Origin of the sequence: Stenotrophomonas sp. CFBP 13724, assembly GCF_014841975.1 — a bacterium.
Taxonomy (GTDB): domain Bacteria; phylum Pseudomonadota; class Gammaproteobacteria; order Xanthomonadales; family Xanthomonadaceae; genus Stenotrophomonas; species Stenotrophomonas lacuserhaii.
The window spans coordinates 17,114-32,484 of the sequence record NZ_JACYUW010000005.1 but is presented as its reverse complement, the minus strand read 5'-3'; the positions used below and the strand labels follow the sequence as shown (position 1 = coordinate 32,484).

The 15,371-nt window shown below is 67.4% G+C and carries 13 protein-coding genes and 1 tRNA gene; 8 read left to right on the top strand and 6 right to left on the bottom strand.

The genetic code is table 11. The features are described 5' to 3' along the window. The first annotated feature begins 1 nt into the window (after position 1). The 3 genes from rsmB (at position 2) to IFT63_RS16405 (ending at position 4,495) form a co-directional block, all read left to right on the top strand. Entirely contained in the window at positions 2-1,333 is a 1,332-nt protein-coding gene (gene rsmB / locus IFT63_RS16415) for a 16S rRNA (cytosine(967)-C(5))-methyltransferase RsmB (protein WP_192085143.1), read from the top strand. A gap of 25 nt (positions 1,334-1,358) precedes the next feature. Continuing rightward, on the top strand, positions 1,359-3,080 hold the full coding sequence (locus IFT63_RS16410) for a glycosyltransferase family 39 protein (protein ID WP_192085142.1): 1,722 nt from the start codon (positions 1,359-1,361) through the stop codon (positions 3,078-3,080). Positions 3,081-3,184: 104 nt separating this feature from the next. Continuing rightward, on the top strand, positions 3,185-4,495 hold the full coding sequence (locus IFT63_RS16405; protein ID WP_342450508.1) for an O-antigen ligase: 1,311 nt from the start codon (positions 3,185-3,187) through the stop codon (positions 4,493-4,495). 6 nt (positions 4,496-4,501) lie between these two features. On the opposite strand, the gene IFT63_RS16400 is transcribed toward IFT63_RS16405, so the two are convergent. Next, positions 4,502-5,296 carry a glycosyltransferase family 2 protein gene (locus tag IFT63_RS16400; RefSeq protein WP_192085141.1) on the bottom strand — a complete coding sequence of 265 codons (795 nt, stop codon included), beginning with the start codon at positions 5,294-5,296 and terminating at the stop codon, positions 4,502-4,504. Between the two features lie 100 nt (positions 5,297-5,396). Between IFT63_RS16400 and IFT63_RS16395 the strand changes: the two genes are divergently transcribed. Further along, positions 5,397-6,431 (top strand): CDP-glycerol glycerophosphotransferase family protein, encoded by a 1,035-nt coding sequence (locus tag IFT63_RS16395; protein ID WP_101101328.1) that lies wholly within the window; start codon positions 5,397-5,399, stop codon positions 6,429-6,431. Between the two features lie 19 nt (positions 6,432-6,450). Here the strand turns inward: IFT63_RS16395 and IFT63_RS16390 are convergent, their stop codons facing one another. From IFT63_RS16390 to IFT63_RS16375, 4 genes are all read right to left on the bottom strand, one after another. Further along, positions 6,451-7,995 (bottom strand): PH domain-containing protein, encoded by a 1,545-nt coding sequence (locus IFT63_RS16390; protein ID WP_192085140.1) that lies wholly within the window; start codon positions 7,993-7,995, stop codon positions 6,451-6,453. After that, positions 7,992-8,465, bottom strand: a complete 474-nt coding sequence (locus tag IFT63_RS16385; RefSeq protein ID WP_042614471.1) for a PH domain-containing protein — start codon at positions 8,463-8,465, stop codon at positions 7,992-7,994. Before IFT63_RS16385 ends, IFT63_RS16390 begins: the two co-directional genes overlap by 4 nt. An 84-nt stretch (positions 8,466-8,549) precedes the next feature. Then, on the bottom strand, positions 8,550-9,665 hold the full coding sequence (ribA, locus tag IFT63_RS16380) for a GTP cyclohydrolase II RibA (RefSeq protein WP_042614470.1): 1,116 nt from the start codon (positions 9,663-9,665) through the stop codon (positions 8,550-8,552). Between the two features lie 61 nt (positions 9,666-9,726). Further along, positions 9,727-10,644, bottom strand: coding sequence for a lauroyl acyltransferase (locus tag IFT63_RS16375; protein ID WP_042614469.1), 918 nt, complete (start codon positions 10,642-10,644; stop codon positions 9,727-9,729). 60 nt (positions 10,645-10,704) lie between these two features. Between IFT63_RS16375 and dtd the strand changes: the two genes are divergently transcribed. The 4 genes from dtd (at position 10,705) to IFT63_RS16355 (ending at position 14,517) form a co-directional block, all read left to right on the top strand. Beyond that, complete coding sequence (gene dtd, locus IFT63_RS16370; RefSeq protein ID WP_192085139.1) at positions 10,705-11,145, top strand: D-aminoacyl-tRNA deacylase; 441 nt, start codon at positions 10,705-10,707, stop codon at positions 11,143-11,145. 91 nt (positions 11,146-11,236) lie between these two features. Beyond that, positions 11,237-13,087, top strand: coding sequence for an RNA polymerase sigma factor RpoD (gene rpoD, locus IFT63_RS16365; RefSeq protein WP_042614468.1), 1,851 nt, complete (start codon positions 11,237-11,239; stop codon positions 13,085-13,087). A 330-nt stretch (positions 13,088-13,417) separates the two neighbouring features. Beyond that, positions 13,418-14,329 carry a cyclic nucleotide-binding domain-containing protein gene (locus IFT63_RS16360; RefSeq protein WP_192085138.1) on the top strand — a complete coding sequence of 304 codons (912 nt, stop codon included), beginning with the start codon at positions 13,418-13,420 and terminating at the stop codon, positions 14,327-14,329. A gap of 112 nt (positions 14,330-14,441) precedes the next feature. Beyond that, positions 14,442-14,517, top strand: a tRNA-Ile gene (locus IFT63_RS16355). A 31-nt stretch (positions 14,518-14,548) separates the two neighbouring features. Here IFT63_RS16355 and IFT63_RS16350 read toward each other — a convergent pair. Next, positions 14,549-15,022, bottom strand: a complete 474-nt coding sequence (locus IFT63_RS16350; RefSeq protein WP_342450507.1) for a GNAT family N-acetyltransferase — start codon at positions 15,020-15,022, stop codon at positions 14,549-14,551. Between the last annotated feature and the right edge of the window lie 349 nt (positions 15,023-15,371).

The window sequence follows — 15,371 nt, the reverse complement described above, 5'->3', positions numbered from 1 at the left end:
GGTGAGCAAGCAGGATGACCTCAAGATTTCCCACGCCGCGCCGGGTGCCGCCACGCGCATGCTGGCCGCGCGCGTGCTGGCGCAGGTGTTCACCCGCGGGCGTTCGCTGAAGGCCGAGCTGGCCTGGGCGCTGCCCAAGCTGGCCGACACCCGCGACCGCGCGCTGCTGGAAGCGCTGTGCTTTGCGGTGCTGCGCCGGCGTAGTACCTACGACGCGGCGCTGGCCAGCTGGATGCAGAAGCCGTTGTCGGCGCGCGATGCCGACCTGCGTACGCTGTTGATGGTCGGCTTCGCGCAGCTGGACGTGCTGGAACTGCCGGCCCATGCCGCGCTGTCGGCCACGGTCGACGCCGCCCGCGCGTTGGGGCGTGAGCGCCAGGCAGGCCTGGTCAACGCGATCCTGCGCCGGGCGCAGCGCGAAGGATTCCCGGTACAACCGCCGCGTGATGCGTTCCCCGCCTGGCTGGCCGAAAGCATCGAGCGCGACTGGCCGATCCAGGCCGAGGCGATCTTCGCCGCCAGCCTGCAGCCGGCCCCCCTGTGGCTGCGCGTCAACCGCCAGCAGGGCGACCGCGACGCGTCGCTGGCCGCGCTGGAGGCCGCTGGCATCAGCGCCGAGGCCGGTCCGGTGAGCGCGGATGCGATCCGCCTGGCGTCCTCGGCGGCGGTCAACCAGCTGCCCGGCTTCAACGAAGGCGCGCTGTCGGTGCAGGACCTCTCCGCGCAGTGCGCCGCCGATGCGCTGGCGCCGCCGCCGGGTGCGCGCGTGCTCGACGCCTGCGCGGCGCCGGGCGGCAAGTCCGCGCACCTGCTGGAACGTGATCCGTCGCTGCGCCTGCTGGCGCTGGACATCGATGCACGCCGGCTGGCGCGGGTCAAGGACACCTTTTCCCGCACTGGCGTCGGTGCCGATGCGCAGGTCAAGGCCGCCGATGCCAGTGATCCCGGTTCGTGGTGGGACGGGGTGCCGTTCGACGCGATCCTGCTCGACGCGCCGTGTTCGGCGACCGGCATCATCCGTCGCCAGCCCGACGTGATGTTCCACCGTCGCGCCGAGGACGTCGACGCGCTGGTGGGCGTGCAGGCACGCTTGCTTGAAGCCTGCTGGTCGATGCTGCGTCCGGGTGGCGTGCTGCTGTATGCCACCTGCTCGATCCTGCGTGCCGAGAACATCGACCAGGTGCAGGCGTTCCTGAAGTGGCATCCGGATGCGTCCGCCGCCGCGCTGGATGACGGATTCGGCATTGACTGCGCGGGAGTGGCACGCCAGCGCCTGCCCGGTGATGATGGCGGCGACGGCTTTTTCTATGCGCGTCTGCTAAAAAGCGCCTGATACCTTTTCCGATCCTGCGGTGCCCATGCTGACCACACGCGCTTCACGTGAGACCTCGTTGCTGGTCCTGATGGCCCTGCTGGTGCTGGGCGCGGGCCTGGGCCTGCGCGATCCCTGGCCGTCGGACGAGCCGCGTTTCGCACTGGTCGCCAAGCAGATGGTGATCAGCGGCGACTGGCTGTTCCCACATCGCGGGCTGGAGCTGTATTCGGACAAGCCGCCGATGCTGATGTGGCTGCAGGCCACGCTGTATTCGGTCATCGGCAACTGGCGCATCGCCTTCCTGTTGCCGTCGATGCTGGCCGCGCTGGGCACGCTGTGGTGCGTGCATGACCTGGGGCGGCGGCTGTGGACGCGGCGGGTGGGGCTGTACGCGGCCTGGCTGCTGCTGTTCGCACTGCATTTCACCTTCCAGTCGAAGAAGGCGCAGATCGATCCGCTGATCGTGTTCTTCATCACCTTGGCCAACTATGGGTTGATCCGGCACCTGCTGCTGGGGCCGGCGTGGGGCTGGTGGTGGTTCGGCTGGTTCGCCGCCGGGCTGGGGGTGATCACCAAGGGCGTGGGCGTGGTCGCGCTGCTGATGATCATCCCGGCCGCGCTGGCGTCGGTATGGGGCTGGCGCGGGGTGGGGCTGAGTGTCCGCCACTGGCGGTTCTGGGTGGCGCCGCTGCTGTTCCTGCTGGCCATCTCGCTTTGGCTGGTGCCGATGGTGGTCGTTGCGCTGTCCACCGGGTCGGTCGAGTACCGCGCCTACATGGACGACATCCTGTTCCGCCAGACCGCTGGCCGCTATGCGCAGTCCTGGGACCACCACCAGCCGTGGTGGTACTTCCTTGCGACCATGCCGTCGATGTGGATCCCGGCTTTCCTGGCCGTTCCCTGGGCAATACCCGCCTGGTGGCGGCGGCTGCGCCGGCGCGATCCGCGTTATCTGGTTCTGCTGGGCTGGTGGGCGCTGATCGTCCTGTTCTTTTCCATCCCCGACGGCAAGCGCGATGTCTACATCCTGCCTTCGCTGCCGATGTTCTGCCTGGCGCTGGCGCCGCTGCTGCCCGGCCTGCTGCGCAAGCGCGCGTTCCAGTGGCTGCTGGCGGCCTTCACTGCAGGGTTGGCGCTGTTCACGCTTGGCGCGGGCGGCGCGCTGTTGACCGGCCAAGGGGGCCTGGAGGCGAGGTTGATGGGCTCGCGCGGCATCGACCAGGCCGCCATCGCCTCACTGGCCTGGGCCGCCGTGGCGATGGGCTGCTGGGGCATTGTCAGCTTGCTGGCCTGGGGGCATCGCCGCGCGCATCTGGGCGTGGTATCCACGCTGACCGGGGTCTGGTTGCTGTACAGCCTGGTCGGGTATCCGTTGTTGAACAGCGCCAGTTCGGCCAGTGGACTGATGCACGCCGTTGGCCAGCGCATCGGGCCCGATGCCGAACTGGGGCTGGTGGCGTGGAAGGAGCAGAACCTGCTGATGGCCGACCGCCCGGCGGCGACCTTCGGCTTCCAGAAGGACTGGGATGCACAGCTCCGCGATGGTGTTGCCTGGCAGGCACAGGCGCCAGCCAGGCGCTGGCTGCTGGTGCAGCAGGATGCACTGCTGCCCTGTGTCGACCGCAGCCGTGCTGAACTGGCCGGCATATCCAACCGCCGTCGTTGGTGGCTGGTGCCGGCCGCCGCTGTCCAGGGACCCTGCCAACTGCCTGCGGATGCGCGCGAGCGCGAACGTGCGCTGCAGGCGCGGCAGTTCGAAGAATGAGCCGCGTGCAGCCAGCTGCCTGCAGCGTTCCAGCGGACAGCGCGCGTTCTGTATCGGCTGGCCAGAATCGCTGTCCCTTGCCGGCCTGACCTGATGACCCTTCAGTGAATCTGCCTCCCTACGGCTACGCCAACGACCTGCACCGATCCGGGGCGCCGCAAGGCATGCGTGCGCGCATTGCCCGCGGCCTGGGCCAGCTTGGGCTGCTGCTGATGCCGGCGCTGGTGGTTTCCACGCCGGTCAACCTGCTGCCGTTCGGGCTGCTGTTGCTGGCCAGCACCCTGCTGGTGCCCGGGCTGTTGTGGGATTCCCGCCGCGACGCGGGGCCGACGGTGAAGGTGCTGGCGCTGCTGATGCTGGCGGTACTGGCGGGCGGGGTGGTGTCGATGCTGCTGTTCGAGCATGGCTTCCGCGACGTGGACAATCGCTCGCGATTCTTCGTCATGCCGTGGATCGCGCTGTGGGTGTGTGCGCTCGATCTTCGGCTGCGCTGGCTGTGGCGTGGTGCCCTGGTGGGCCTGGTGCTGGTCTTCGTACTGTCGTTGCGACAGGTGCTGGGCGGCGCGCCGCGTGCGGAGCTGTTCACCAATGCCATCGTGCTGGCGGACATCGTGGTGATGCTGCTGGTGCTCGCATTGTTCTGCCGGCCCCACGGGGTACGCGGTTGGGCCTGGGGCCTGCCGGCGCTGGCCCTGGGGTGCGCGGCACTGGTGCTGACCGGCAGCCGCGGTGCGTTGCTGGCGCTGCTGGCGGTATTCCTGGTGATGGCGCTGAGCCTGCGCTGGCGTACCTTGCGCCTACGACTGCTGATCCTGGCGGCGATGCTTGGCGTGGCCGGCGTGGCGCTTGTCGCCGTACCGGAGCTGCGACAGCAGGTGCGGCTGACCGAGCTGCACAACGACGTGCGGCGGCTCGAGCACGGTGATACCGATTCATCGGCAGGTGCGCGCGTGGAGCGCCTCCAGGTGGCCTGGGACACCTTCGTCGACCATCCGTTGACCGGCGTGGGCGTGGGCCATTTCGACACCGCCATGCAGCGCTTGCCGGAGTGCCGCGACAACCCGATGGAACCGCGTTGCCACCTCGGCCATGCGCACAACGACCTCGCCGAATGGGGCGCCACCCAGGGCGCGCCGGGCGCCCTGCTGCTGCTGGCCGTGTACGGCGTGCCGCTGTGGCTGTTCCTGTGGCTGCACCGGCGCAGTGGCCGTTCCACCTTCCGCGGGCCGGCGGCCGCCGGGGTGATGATCGTGGTCAGCTACATTCTGTGCGGGCTGACCCAGTCGATGTTCGCCCACCAGATCACCGCCAGCTTCTACGCTTCCATCGTCGGCGCGCTGGCCGGGCTGTCGCGCCTGGAAGCCCTGCGCCACCAGCGTCGGCTGTCCGCCGCTGCGGCGCCCGACGCGGCCTGAGCGGGGTTACTTTCCGCTGACCGGCTGCCCGTTCTGCAGCAGCCACAGCATGATCGTCTTCTGCCGCACGTAGTTGGCGCTGACGAAGGATTCGATCAGCCCCGGCCATCCATCCAGCATGCCACCGCGCAGCACGTAACCACGGAAGAACCGCCATGCCGGGGCCAGCACCAGCTTGGCCAGGGTCGCCCTGCGGCCACGCGCGAACTCATGTTCGGCCATCATCCGCGCGTACTTCTGCTTCTTGTCCAGCAGCTGCATGAAGTTGCGGAACGGATGGTGCAACAGGTCGCCTGCCAGCAGGCCGGCCGGTCCGTCCAGTGACACTGCTTCGTGGATTTCGCGGTCGCCGCGCCAGCCGCCACGGCGGCGGTCGAACAGCCGCAGTACGCGGTCCGGGTAGGCGGTGCCGTGCTTGAGGAAGCGTCCGTAGTATTCCGAGCAGCGCGCGAAGCGATAGCCGGCGACGCTGCCAAAGCCGGCCGCGCGCGCCGCTTCGATGCTCTGGCGCAGCGGTGCGGACACGCGCTCGTCGGCGTCCAGGCACAGCACCCAGTCATGCGCGGCCTGCTGCACGCAGAAATCCTTCTGGCTGCGGAAGCCATCGAAGGGGCGCTGCAGCACGCGGGCGCCGGCGGCACGGGCGACCTCCACGGTGGCGTCGGTGGAAAAAGAATCCACCACTACGATGTCCTCGCAGAAGGACAGCGAGGCCAGGCAGTCGGCCAGCCGGTCGGCCTCGTTGAAGGTGATGATGCAGGCCGACAAGGGCGCGCGCGGTTCGGGTCGGGTAGAGGTCATGCAACCGGGCCTTGGGCGTGTTCGTCGCAGAGCCTAGCAGCGACACCGCCGATTGGCGATGCGATACTAGCCGCCGGCCATCGAAGAGGAGCAGACCGACGTGCCACGCCACTACCTGTTGTACGGATCGGAACGTTACGCGCTGGCCATCCTGCGGCCCGTGCAGGCGGCGATCCGGGCGCGCGGCGACGAGACGGCCTGGTTCTTCGACGGCCCGGGCGCGGAAGACCTCGCCGCGGATGAAACCCTGCTGACGGTGGAACAGGTTCGCGCCTGGGACCCCTATGCGGTGATCACCTCGTCCAATGCGGTGCCGCACTTCTTTCCCGGCGTGAAGGTGGAAACCTTCCATGGCTTCGATGCGGGCAAGCCGCGGCACATCTACGTGCGCGGTTTCTTCGATCTGTACTGCACCACCGGTCCGCGTGACACGGCCGCGTTCTCGGCGTTGGCCGAGGCGCAGGGCCATTTCGCGGTGGTGGAGACCGGATTCCCGAAGATCGACCCGTTCATGAGCCAGCTGCCGGCACAGCCCGAACCGGTGCGTGAACCGCCGGTGGTGCTGTACCACTCGACGTTCTCACCGTCCTGGAGCGCGGCCGGTGTGTTGCATGACGAGATCGCGCGGCTGTCGCGCACCGGCGAATGGCGCTGGATCGTCACCTTCCATCCGAAGATGGATCCGGAGATCGTGGCGCGCTACCGCGCGCTGGAAAACGAGTACCTGCGGTTTGCAGACAACGACAACATCCTGGAGCTGTTCCCGCAGGTCGACCTGATGTGTTCGGACACGTCTTCGGCATTGAACGAGTTCCTGCTGACCTACAAGCCGGTGGTTACCTTCAAGAACCGTCGCCCCGGCCCGCAGCTCATCGACATCGATGACCCGGCCGAATTCGAAGGCGCGATCCGGCGTGCACTCGCCCGGCCGCCGGAGCTGATGGCAGCCATCCGCGAGTTCGCCGATACGTTGCATCCCTATCGCGACGGGCGTTCCAGCGAGCGGATCCTGCAGGCGATCGATGACTTCGTCGCCAAAGGGGGGCGCAACCGCAAGCCCAAGCCGCTGAACTTCTGGCGCAAGATCAAACTGCGCCGGCGCATCGGCTACTGGGGTCCAGCGCGCACCCGCTGACACTGCGTGCAGCGCTGGATCACCAGCGCAGCTTGCGCCGGGCGAGCGCCGCACCGAGTGTTTCCAGCACCTCCGCGGCCTGCGCCTGCGGCAGATAACGCAGGCACAGCGCGACGTCTCCGCGTGCACCGGCGGTATCCAGCCAGACGCTGCTGGTGCCCAGCAGACGGTCCAGCGGCGAGCGTGAAAGGCGCAGCGCCTGCAGCTTGTCCAGTTCTGCCCAGCGCCACCAGCGGCGCCACCAGCCACCCCGCAGCGCCACATGCTGGCCGTCCAGGTGCCAGCCGATGCGCGCCATCTGCAGGCGTGCCGTCCACAGCGCCACCGGTACCCAGGCCAGCACCAGCAGGCCCGGGTAGCCCCAGCGCCAGGTCAATCCTGCCGCCAGCACCGGGGTCAGCCACAGGCTGGTAAGGCACAGGCGCCAGCTTCCGCGCAGCGGCACCGGCTGCCACTGCGCAGGCGGCCATTGCACCTGTGGCAGCAGGTGGCTCACCAGCGCATCGCAGGCCTGTGGGGTGGCCAGTGGAGCCAGCTCGCGCAGTCCGCGCTGCTGGTGGTCTTCAGTGCCCTGGCTGGCGGCACTGTCGATGCGCAGCTGGCGCCGGCCGGCCCACCGCTGCAGCAGCGTTTCACCGAGTGTCCAGGCCTGGATGCGGCGCAGTGCCACGCTGCTGCGCACCTTGCTCAGCAAGCCACTGCTGACGGTCAGCCGCCGCTGCTGTTCGCTCAGCTCGAAGCCGTAATAGCGCAACAGGGCCAGCAGCACCGACAGTGCGCGCAGGGTCAGCCATCCGGCGATCAGCAGCCCCGCTGCGATCAGCAGCAGGCCACTGATCCCGGGCTGCAGGCCGCTGGCGTAGCCGAAGGCCTGGCGACCTCCCTGCTCGACGAAGGCATCCATGCTGCGCCGGGGCACCACCTGCACCAATGCCGCCAGCGCTGCGGCCACCATCACCCAGCCGCGGTTGGACAGCAGGCCCAGTTTTACGACTTCGCCGTGGGTCATGCGCAGCAGGAGGTGGCGCTCGTCGGCCTCCGGCAGCGGCGGCGGCGTGCCGTCATCGGCACGGCCGGCGTCCAGCTGCGGCGCCGGACCGCGGTGGCGTACGCGCTGCTCCAGCGCCAACGCCTCATCCAGCCGCAGCACGCGCATCTCGGCTTCAGGGCGGTTGCCACCGGCCGATTCCAGTCGCAGTTCGGCCACCCCGAACAGCCGGTGCAGCAGGTTCTGGTGCACCACCACGTTGTGGATGCGCGCGAACGGAATCTCTCGCCGGTTGCGGGAAAACACGCCGCTGCGGATGCTGATGCCTTCCTCGCCGATGCGGTAACGGTAGCTCAGGTACTGCAGCACCGAAGCCAGCACCAGCACCACGATGACGATCAGCGGGCCCAACTGGGCCCATAGCGGGTCGCGGTCGCCGCGCTGGCCGAACACCAGCAGCGCGACCAGCGGCAGCAGGTACTGGCGCAGCTGCAGGATCAGCACGAACAGCCAGGACCACGGATGCAACCGGCGCTCCTGGTCGGCGCTCGGCAGGGGTGGAGGCGGGGTGCTCACAGGGCGTCTGCGTCCTGGTCCAGCTGGCGCGCGAGCGTGTCGCGCAGGTGCTCGGCATCGGCCTCGTCCAGGCCGTCCAGCACCACCGCACTGAAGCGGCTGCCGGCGGTGTGGACCACCAGCGTGGCCAGCCGCGCGCGGCGCTGCAGCGGGCCGCGACGGACGTCCAGATGCTGCACGCGGGAGGTCGGCACGCGGGTGTCGCGCTGCCACCACAGGTCGCGGCGCAGGCCCAGCCCGGTGCCATCCAGCCGCCACCAGGTGCGGCGCATCCTGCGCCAGCCGATCCGTGCCCCCAGCAGGGCACCGGCCAGCAGCCAAGCGACGGCCGCTGCGATACCGCCGGGCAGGTCCAGCAGCCACCACGCCGCGGCGGCCGGCAGCCCGGGGAATACCGCACCGGCCGGCAGGCCGCCGAGCGCGGCCAGGCGTGCGGCGCGCAGCGGCAACAGCTGCCAGCCGTCGGGCATGTCAGTGGAGGTTGAAGGTGAGGTCACGCAGGCTCCGGGTGCAGGCAATGGCGACAACGTTAGCAGGGCCAGGCCTGCGCCATGCTACTGGGCGGCCTGGATCAGTGCGTCCACGTCCAGCAGGTGGCCGGCGCGCTCGGCTTTGGTGCGCAGGTAGTGCTCGTTTTCGGTGGTGATGTCACCGGTCACCGGAATGCACTCGACCACGTCCATGCCCGCATTGCGCAGGCGCTGCGCCTTGGTCGGGTTGTTGCTGAGCAGTGCGATCCGCGCGATGCCCAAGCCCCGCAGCATCGCCACCGCGCTGCCGTAGCGGCGCTCGTCGGCGCCGAAGCCCAGCTGCGCATCGGCGTCGATGGTGTCCAGTCCGTCGTGCTGGTAGCCGTAGGCGCGCATCTTGGCGGCGATGCCGGTGCCGCGGCCTTCCTGGTCCAGATACAGCAGCACGCCGCCGCCCAGCGCTTTGAGCTTGTGCAGTCCACGCCGCAGCTGGTCACCGCAATCGCACTTCAACGAGCCGAACAGATCGCCGGTCAGGCAGGACGAATGCACGCGCACCGGCACCACGGCGGCAAGGTCGGGCTGGCCGACGATGATCGCGACCTGGTCGCGCTGCGCCACGCCGCCGCGGAACACCGCGAAGGTGGTCATGCCGATGTCGCGCAGCGGCACCGGTGAACGTGCCACCAGTTCGTAATCATGGGCCGCATGCGCGGCGCCCTCGGCGAGGTCGCACAGGGCGACCTGGGCGGCCGCTTCAAAGCGCGAATCCGCCGGGTCCAGCGGCAGGCCGACCATTGCCGGCAGCAGCAGCCCCAGCCTTGCCAGCTCCACCGCACCGGCATCCAGTGCATCGCCGGCGCTTGCGTCTGCCGGCATCGGACCGGGCTCGCGCAGGTAGCCCAGCGAAGGCAGGGCATCGAAGTCGACCCCCTGCAGTGGCAGGCGCACGCCGTGCGGCGTCTCCATTCCCAACACGCGGGCACGGGTCTCGGTCAGGAACAGGTAATGGCGGCCGGCGGCCAGGCCGGCAAAGGCATCGAAGCTGCGCCGGGTGGCGCTGTCCAGCGCGATCACCGCCAGCCGCTGCTGAGCGTCGCCGGTGATCACCACCGGACGCCCGGATCGCAGCTCGGCGACCGCGCGTTCGCAACGGATCGCCGCCGGGTCACCGAACAGGGAGGAGAAGGCAGCAGGCATGGCAGGACCGGGCAGGGAGTAAGCAAGCGATAAATGGGGGCCACGACGACGGAATCAACCGTCAGTGTGGATGCCTGGCGGTGGCATACGGGTTGGGCTCCTGGTCGTCTGGACGCAGGGTATAGCGCTTGTAGGTCCACTGGTACTGTGCCGGGTCGCGCCGTGCGATGCGCTCGATGCCGGCGTTCAGTGCGGCGGCGGCCACGTGCAGGTCCGGGTCGGCCACCGCCGGATCGGCGGCCTCCAGGTGCAGGGCGAACTGCATGTCCGGGCCGGTGCGTTCGCACCAGCCGTACAGCACGGTGGCGCCGGTGCGCTCGGCCAGCCGGTTGACCAGGGTCATGGTCAGGGCGGGCATGCCGAAGAACGGCACGAACACGCCGTCGCCGGCCTTGGGCTGCTGGTCGGGCAGGATTCCGGTGGCGCCGCCGTCCTTGAGCACCTTGAACAACTGGCGCACCGCAGGGCCTTCGGCACGCACCTGCTGCACATTGTGGCCGCCGCGTACGATCTGCAGGAAGGCATCGCCGGCCGGATCTTCTGGCGCCTTGTAGACGATGGCGATCTGCCCGCGCGAGGCCAGCCACTGGTTCAACAGCTCCCAGTTGCCGAAGTGCGGAGCGGCCACGATCACGCCCTTGCCGGAAGCCAGCGCGGCGTCGTACAGCGCCTCGCCGTGGCGTTCCTTCAGGTGATCGCGCAGGTTGCTCGCCGCGGGGCGGGTCCACAGCCAGAGCGTCTCCACCGCCTGCAGGGCAGTGGAGCGCAACACGTCGCGGTGCATCCGCGCGCGCTGTGCGCCGTCCAGTTCCGGGTAGGCCAGTTCCAGGTTGCGTCGGGTCACCCGGCTTTCCCGTGCGTTGCCGCGGATCCACGCCCAGGCCAGGGCGTGGGCGAAGCCGCGCAGGACCGGCCACGGCAGGCGGGTGAACAGGGTGGCGGCCCGGTAGGCCAGCCGGGCTTTGCGTTCCGGATTCATCCGGCCAAGTTTAGCGTGGCCGCTGCTAAGGTGGCGGGCTGCCCCTGCCTCGAGGTCCCCATGCTCGTCCTGATCCAGCGCGTCAGCCAGGCTGCCGTCCACGTCGATGATCAAGCCGTGGGGCAGATCGGCCCGGGCCTGCTGGCCCTGGTGGGCATGGAGCCTGGCGATTCGGAGGCCCAGCTGCAGCGGATGGCCGATCGGTTGCTCGGCTACCGTGTGTTTGCTGACGAGGCGGGAAAAATGAACCGGTCTCTTCGCGACACGGGCGGCGGATTGCTGCTGGTCAGCCAGTTCACGCTGGTCGCAGACACCGCCTCCGGCACGCGCCCGAGCTTCACCACGGCGGCGCCGCCGGCCGAGGCTGAACGAGGGTTCAACCGTTTTGTGGAGATATGTCGTGAAAAGCATGCCTTCGGGGTGGAAACGGGACGCTTTGGCGCCCATATGGTCGTCAGCCTGGTCAACGACGGTCCCGTGACCTTCCTGCTCAGGCCCTGACCCCCCGGGACCACCGCCCGGGCAGGCCGGGCGAGGGGCTGGTATAATGCTACGTTCCCTTTTCCTACTCCAGCCGGTGGCGCGAGCATCCATGGCCAACGAACGTCCTGCCCAATCCGAAATCAAGCAACTGATCAGCAAGGGCCTGGAACAGGGCTACCTGACCTATGCCGAAGTCAACGATCACCTGCCCGACGACATGGTCGATCCGGAGCAGATCGAAGACATCATCGGCATGATCAACGGCATGGGCATTGATGTCCATGAAGTGGCCCCTGATGCGGAAACCCTGCTGCTCAATGACGGCAACACCGGCAACCGCGAGGTGGATGACACCGCCGCTGAAGAAGCCGCTGCCGCACTGACCGCACTCGACACCGAAGGTGGCCGCACCACCGACCCGGTGCGCATGTACATGCGCGAAATGGGTACGGTCGAGCTGCTGACCCGCGAAGGCGAAATCGCCATCGCCAAGCGCATCGAAGAAGGCCTGGGCCAGGTCCAGGCCGCCCTCGGCCTGTTCCCGGTATCGGTCGAATCGCTGCTGTCCGATTACGAAGCGCACAAGGAAGGCAAGAAGCGCCTGGCCGAAGTGATCGTCGGCTTCAACGACCTGTCCGAAGAAGTGCCGGCCCCGGCCGTTGTCGAAGACACCAGCGATGACGCTGATGCCGATGAGGACGAGGACGAGGAAGAAGACGGCGACGACGCCGAGGAAGAAGCCGGCCCGACCGGCCCGGATCCGGAAGAGGTCGCCGCGCGCATGCAGGCGCTGGCCGATGCCTTCAATGCCTTCAAGAAGGCGGCTGCCAAGGGCGATGGCAAGAACCTGCTGAAGCTCCGCGAGGAGATGTCGGCGGTGTTCGTCACCCTGAAGCTGCCGCTGCCGCTGACCGACGTGCTGACCAAGCAGCTGCGCGACACCATGGCCGGCATCAAGTCGCATGAGCGTCGCGTGCTGAACCTGGCGACGGTCACCGCGCGCATGCCGCGCAAGGACTTCATCCGTTCGTGGGAAGGCAACCAGACCAACCTTGAGTGGGTGGAAGACGCACTGAAGCGCAAGCAGAAGTGGTCCTCGGCCCTGCGTGACGTCAAGGACCAGATCATCTCCGAACAGCAGGCCACGATCGATATCGAGAAGGGCACCCTGCTGAGCCTGGATGACCTGAAGGAAATCAGCCGTGCGATGGCTTACGGCGAAGCCCGTGCGCGCAAGGCCAAGAAGGAAATGGTCGAGGCCAACCTGCGCCTGGTCATCTCCATCGCCAAGAAGTACACCAACCGCGGCCTGCAGTTCCTGGACCTGATCCAGGAAGGCAACATCGGCCTGATGAAGGCCGTGGACAAGTTCGAGTACCGTCGCGGCTACAAGTTCTCCACGTATGCGACCTGGTGGATCCGCCAGGCCATCACCCGTTCGATCGCCGACCAGGCGCGCACCATCCGTATTCCGGTGCACATGATCGAAACGATCAACAAGTTGAACCGCATTTCCCGCCAGATGCTCCAGCAGTACGGCCGCGAGGCCACGCCGGAGGAGCTGGCCAAGGAAATGGACATGCCGGAAGACAAGATCCGCAAGGTGATGAAGATCGCCAAGGAGCCGATCTCGATGGAAACCCCGATCGGCGACGACGAGGATTCTCATCTGGGCGACTTCATCGAGGACACCAACGTGGAGTCCCCGATCGAGAACACCACCAACATCAACCTGTCTGAAACCGTGCGCGACGTGCTGGCCGGCCTCACCCCGAGGGAAGCCAAGGTGCTGCGCATGCGCTTCGGCATCGACATGAACACTGATCACACGCTGGAAGAAGTCGGCAAGCAGTTCGACGTCACCCGCGAGCGCATCCGCCAGATCGAAGCGAAAGCGCTGCGCAAGCTGCGTCACCCGAGCCGTTCCGAGCAGCTGCGCAGCTTCCTGGATATCGACTGATCCCTGTCGGTGCGTGAAGCGTTTTGAAGAACCCCGCTCCGGCGGGGTTTTTTGTTGGTCATGAAGGAGCTTTTACGTAACAGTAACGTTGATAAGGCACTGTTTTCAAAAGAATCATCCGAAACAATTTCGAATTTTTCGTAACATATTCCGTAACATGGACTGCCGTATCAGGCCCCTGAGTTCCAGCGGATCCTTGATGTGTATGACCGTATTCAGGTTGTTCAGCTGTTCCACATGAATTTGCCAAAAACGTGTGCTCTACGTCACAGATCAGGGGTTAATCTGCACATGCCATCCATGACGGATGCAGTCCACAGGGGGACTTCAATGTTGGCTCGCTTCACCGGTGACGAAGGTCGCCGCAATCTGCTGTACACGCTGTCCGAGCAGAAACTGGTACGCGGCGACAAGGCGCTCGCCGAAGCACTCGCCAGCAGCGTGACCTTGCTGGAGGCCCAGACCGGTGCCGCCGTCATTCACCAGGGTGGAGTGGACAATGACGTCTACTTCATCGTGACCGGATCCTTCGACGTGTTCGTCAATGGCAAGCGCGTCGCACGACGCCATGCCGGCGAGCACGTGGGCGAGATGGCCGCCGTGCAGCCGACGCAGATCCGCTCGGCCACGGTGGTGGCCGTCGAACCCAGTGTCGTCGCACGTGTCAGTGCGGCCCGCCTGGAGGACCTTGCCGAGCAGTTCCCGCAGATCCACCGCTACGTGGCGCAGGAACTGGCGCGCAGGCTGTACCAGCGCAACGACCACATCGGCAGTGCCCGCGACCGCACCAAGGTGCTGGTGCTGGCGTCGCCGCAGTCAGCCGCGGCGGCGCAGGTGGTGCAGGAAACGTTGGCCTGCGAAGGCTTCACCGTGCGCCAGTGGCAGGATGGCCTGGCCCGCAATGGCGGCTTGTCCGTGCAGCGCCTGCAGGAACTGGCGGCGGGCGTGGACTTTGCGGTGGTGATCTCCGGCGACGACAACGCACCGGCATCGCCGGATGCGTGGCCTGCCACGCGTGATGCGCTGCTGCTGGAAACCGGCGTGCTGCTGGGTGTACTGGGCAGCGACCGCACCGTGCTGCTGGAAGCGCGCGGTGAGCATGCCGGCGTGGAAGACCTGCCGGGCGTGGTCAACGTGACGTGGCAGCCGGACCCCAGCGATGAGCTGGAGGCCGTGCTCGCCCCGGCCTGTACCCGCCTGCGACGTTACTTCGAGCGGCAGGGGCCCTTCGCGGTGGCGTGATGGGTGGTGACGTGCCGACCATCACAGGTCGGCACGTTGTGGGTAGTGCGCCATGACGCACCGGTGTCTGGAGTACGGCCGCGGGCTTGCATTAGACTGGGCGGCCGCAAGCGGGCCTATAGCTCAACGGTTAGAGCAGAGGACTCATAATCCTTTGGTTCCAGGTTCGAATCCTGGTGGGCCCACCACACGGCGTCTCCTGCCTTCGCGGCGCGCCGCTCAGCAGCCCCGCGCGCTGGATAGATCCAGGATTCCCGCCTCCCGCCACGCTCCTTCCGGCCGCACGACACACAGCGCGGGGCTGTCCACGGTGATGGCGTCGATGGGGGGCATGAGATCCTTGATGACCTCCATGTACTCACGGTCCGAGTAATGGAAGCGTGGCCGGCCCTCGCGTGGCTGGAATCCGTAGCGCAGGTAGTACTGCGCCAGGCCGGGTTCGATGTGCAGCAACATGCGCCGATACCCCTTGTCTTCGGCAAGCGAAAATGCCGACTGCAGCAGCGCTTGGCTGACCGTACCGCCCAGGAATCGCTGGCGCACCGCCACGCGTTCGACCTTGGCGAAATCGGCGAACCAGCGGACGCGGAGTACGCCCGCCGCTTCCTCGTCGAATGTCGCCAGCAGGTGGGTGGAGCCGGCCACGTCGTTTCCATCGAACTCTTCGCGAAGCGGACATTGCTGCTCTTCCACATAGACGATGGCTCGTGCTTTGCAGCAGAAGGTCCAGGGTGAGGGGCGGGCAGGGACTTGCCATGATCGAATCCTCGGGCGGCGAAAGGCGCATTGAGCAGCAGGCGTGCTGTCTGCTCGCGGCATCGGTCAACGCCGGAGCGTCGTGCCTGTCAGCTTCAGATCCTCCGGGATTACAAGCGTTGAGAACCGTTGTTTCTCTCAATGGCCGGTAATCGGGCTGATGCACGGTGCATCTCCGGCATCCGTCGTGCACATATGAATCTTGATCGTCGCAAACAGCGCGATACATGGCTCGGAACGGCGCCCCGCGGGCGACCACGGTCGGCCTGGACACGACACTGGGTGA

Excerpts from the sequence above, each read along its gene's own strand:
- dtd (WP_192085139.1), top strand. The coding sequence starts at position 10,705 with ATGCTCGTCCTGATCCAGCGCGTCAGCCAGGCTGCCGTCCACGTCGAT.
- IFT63_RS16385 (WP_042614471.1), bottom strand. The coding sequence starts at position 8,465 with ATGCCCGACGGCTGGCAGCTGTTGCCGCTGCGCGCCGCACGCCTGGCC.
- ribA (WP_042614470.1), bottom strand. The coding sequence starts at position 9,665 with ATGCCTGCTGCCTTCTCCTCCCTGTTCGGTGACCCGGCGGCGATCCGT.
- IFT63_RS16400 (WP_192085141.1), bottom strand. The coding sequence starts at position 5,296 with ATGACCTCTACCCGACCCGAACCGCGCGCGCCCTTGTCGGCCTGCATC.
- rpoD (WP_042614468.1), top strand. The coding sequence starts at position 11,237 with ATGGCCAACGAACGTCCTGCCCAATCCGAAATCAAGCAACTGATCAGC.
- IFT63_RS16410 (WP_192085142.1), top strand. The coding sequence starts at position 1,359 with ATGCTGACCACACGCGCTTCACGTGAGACCTCGTTGCTGGTCCTGATG.
- IFT63_RS16360 (WP_192085138.1), top strand. The coding sequence starts at position 13,418 with ATGTTGGCTCGCTTCACCGGTGACGAAGGTCGCCGCAATCTGCTGTAC.
- IFT63_RS16375 (WP_042614469.1), bottom strand. The coding sequence starts at position 10,644 with ATGAATCCGGAACGCAAAGCCCGGCTGGCCTACCGGGCCGCCACCCTG.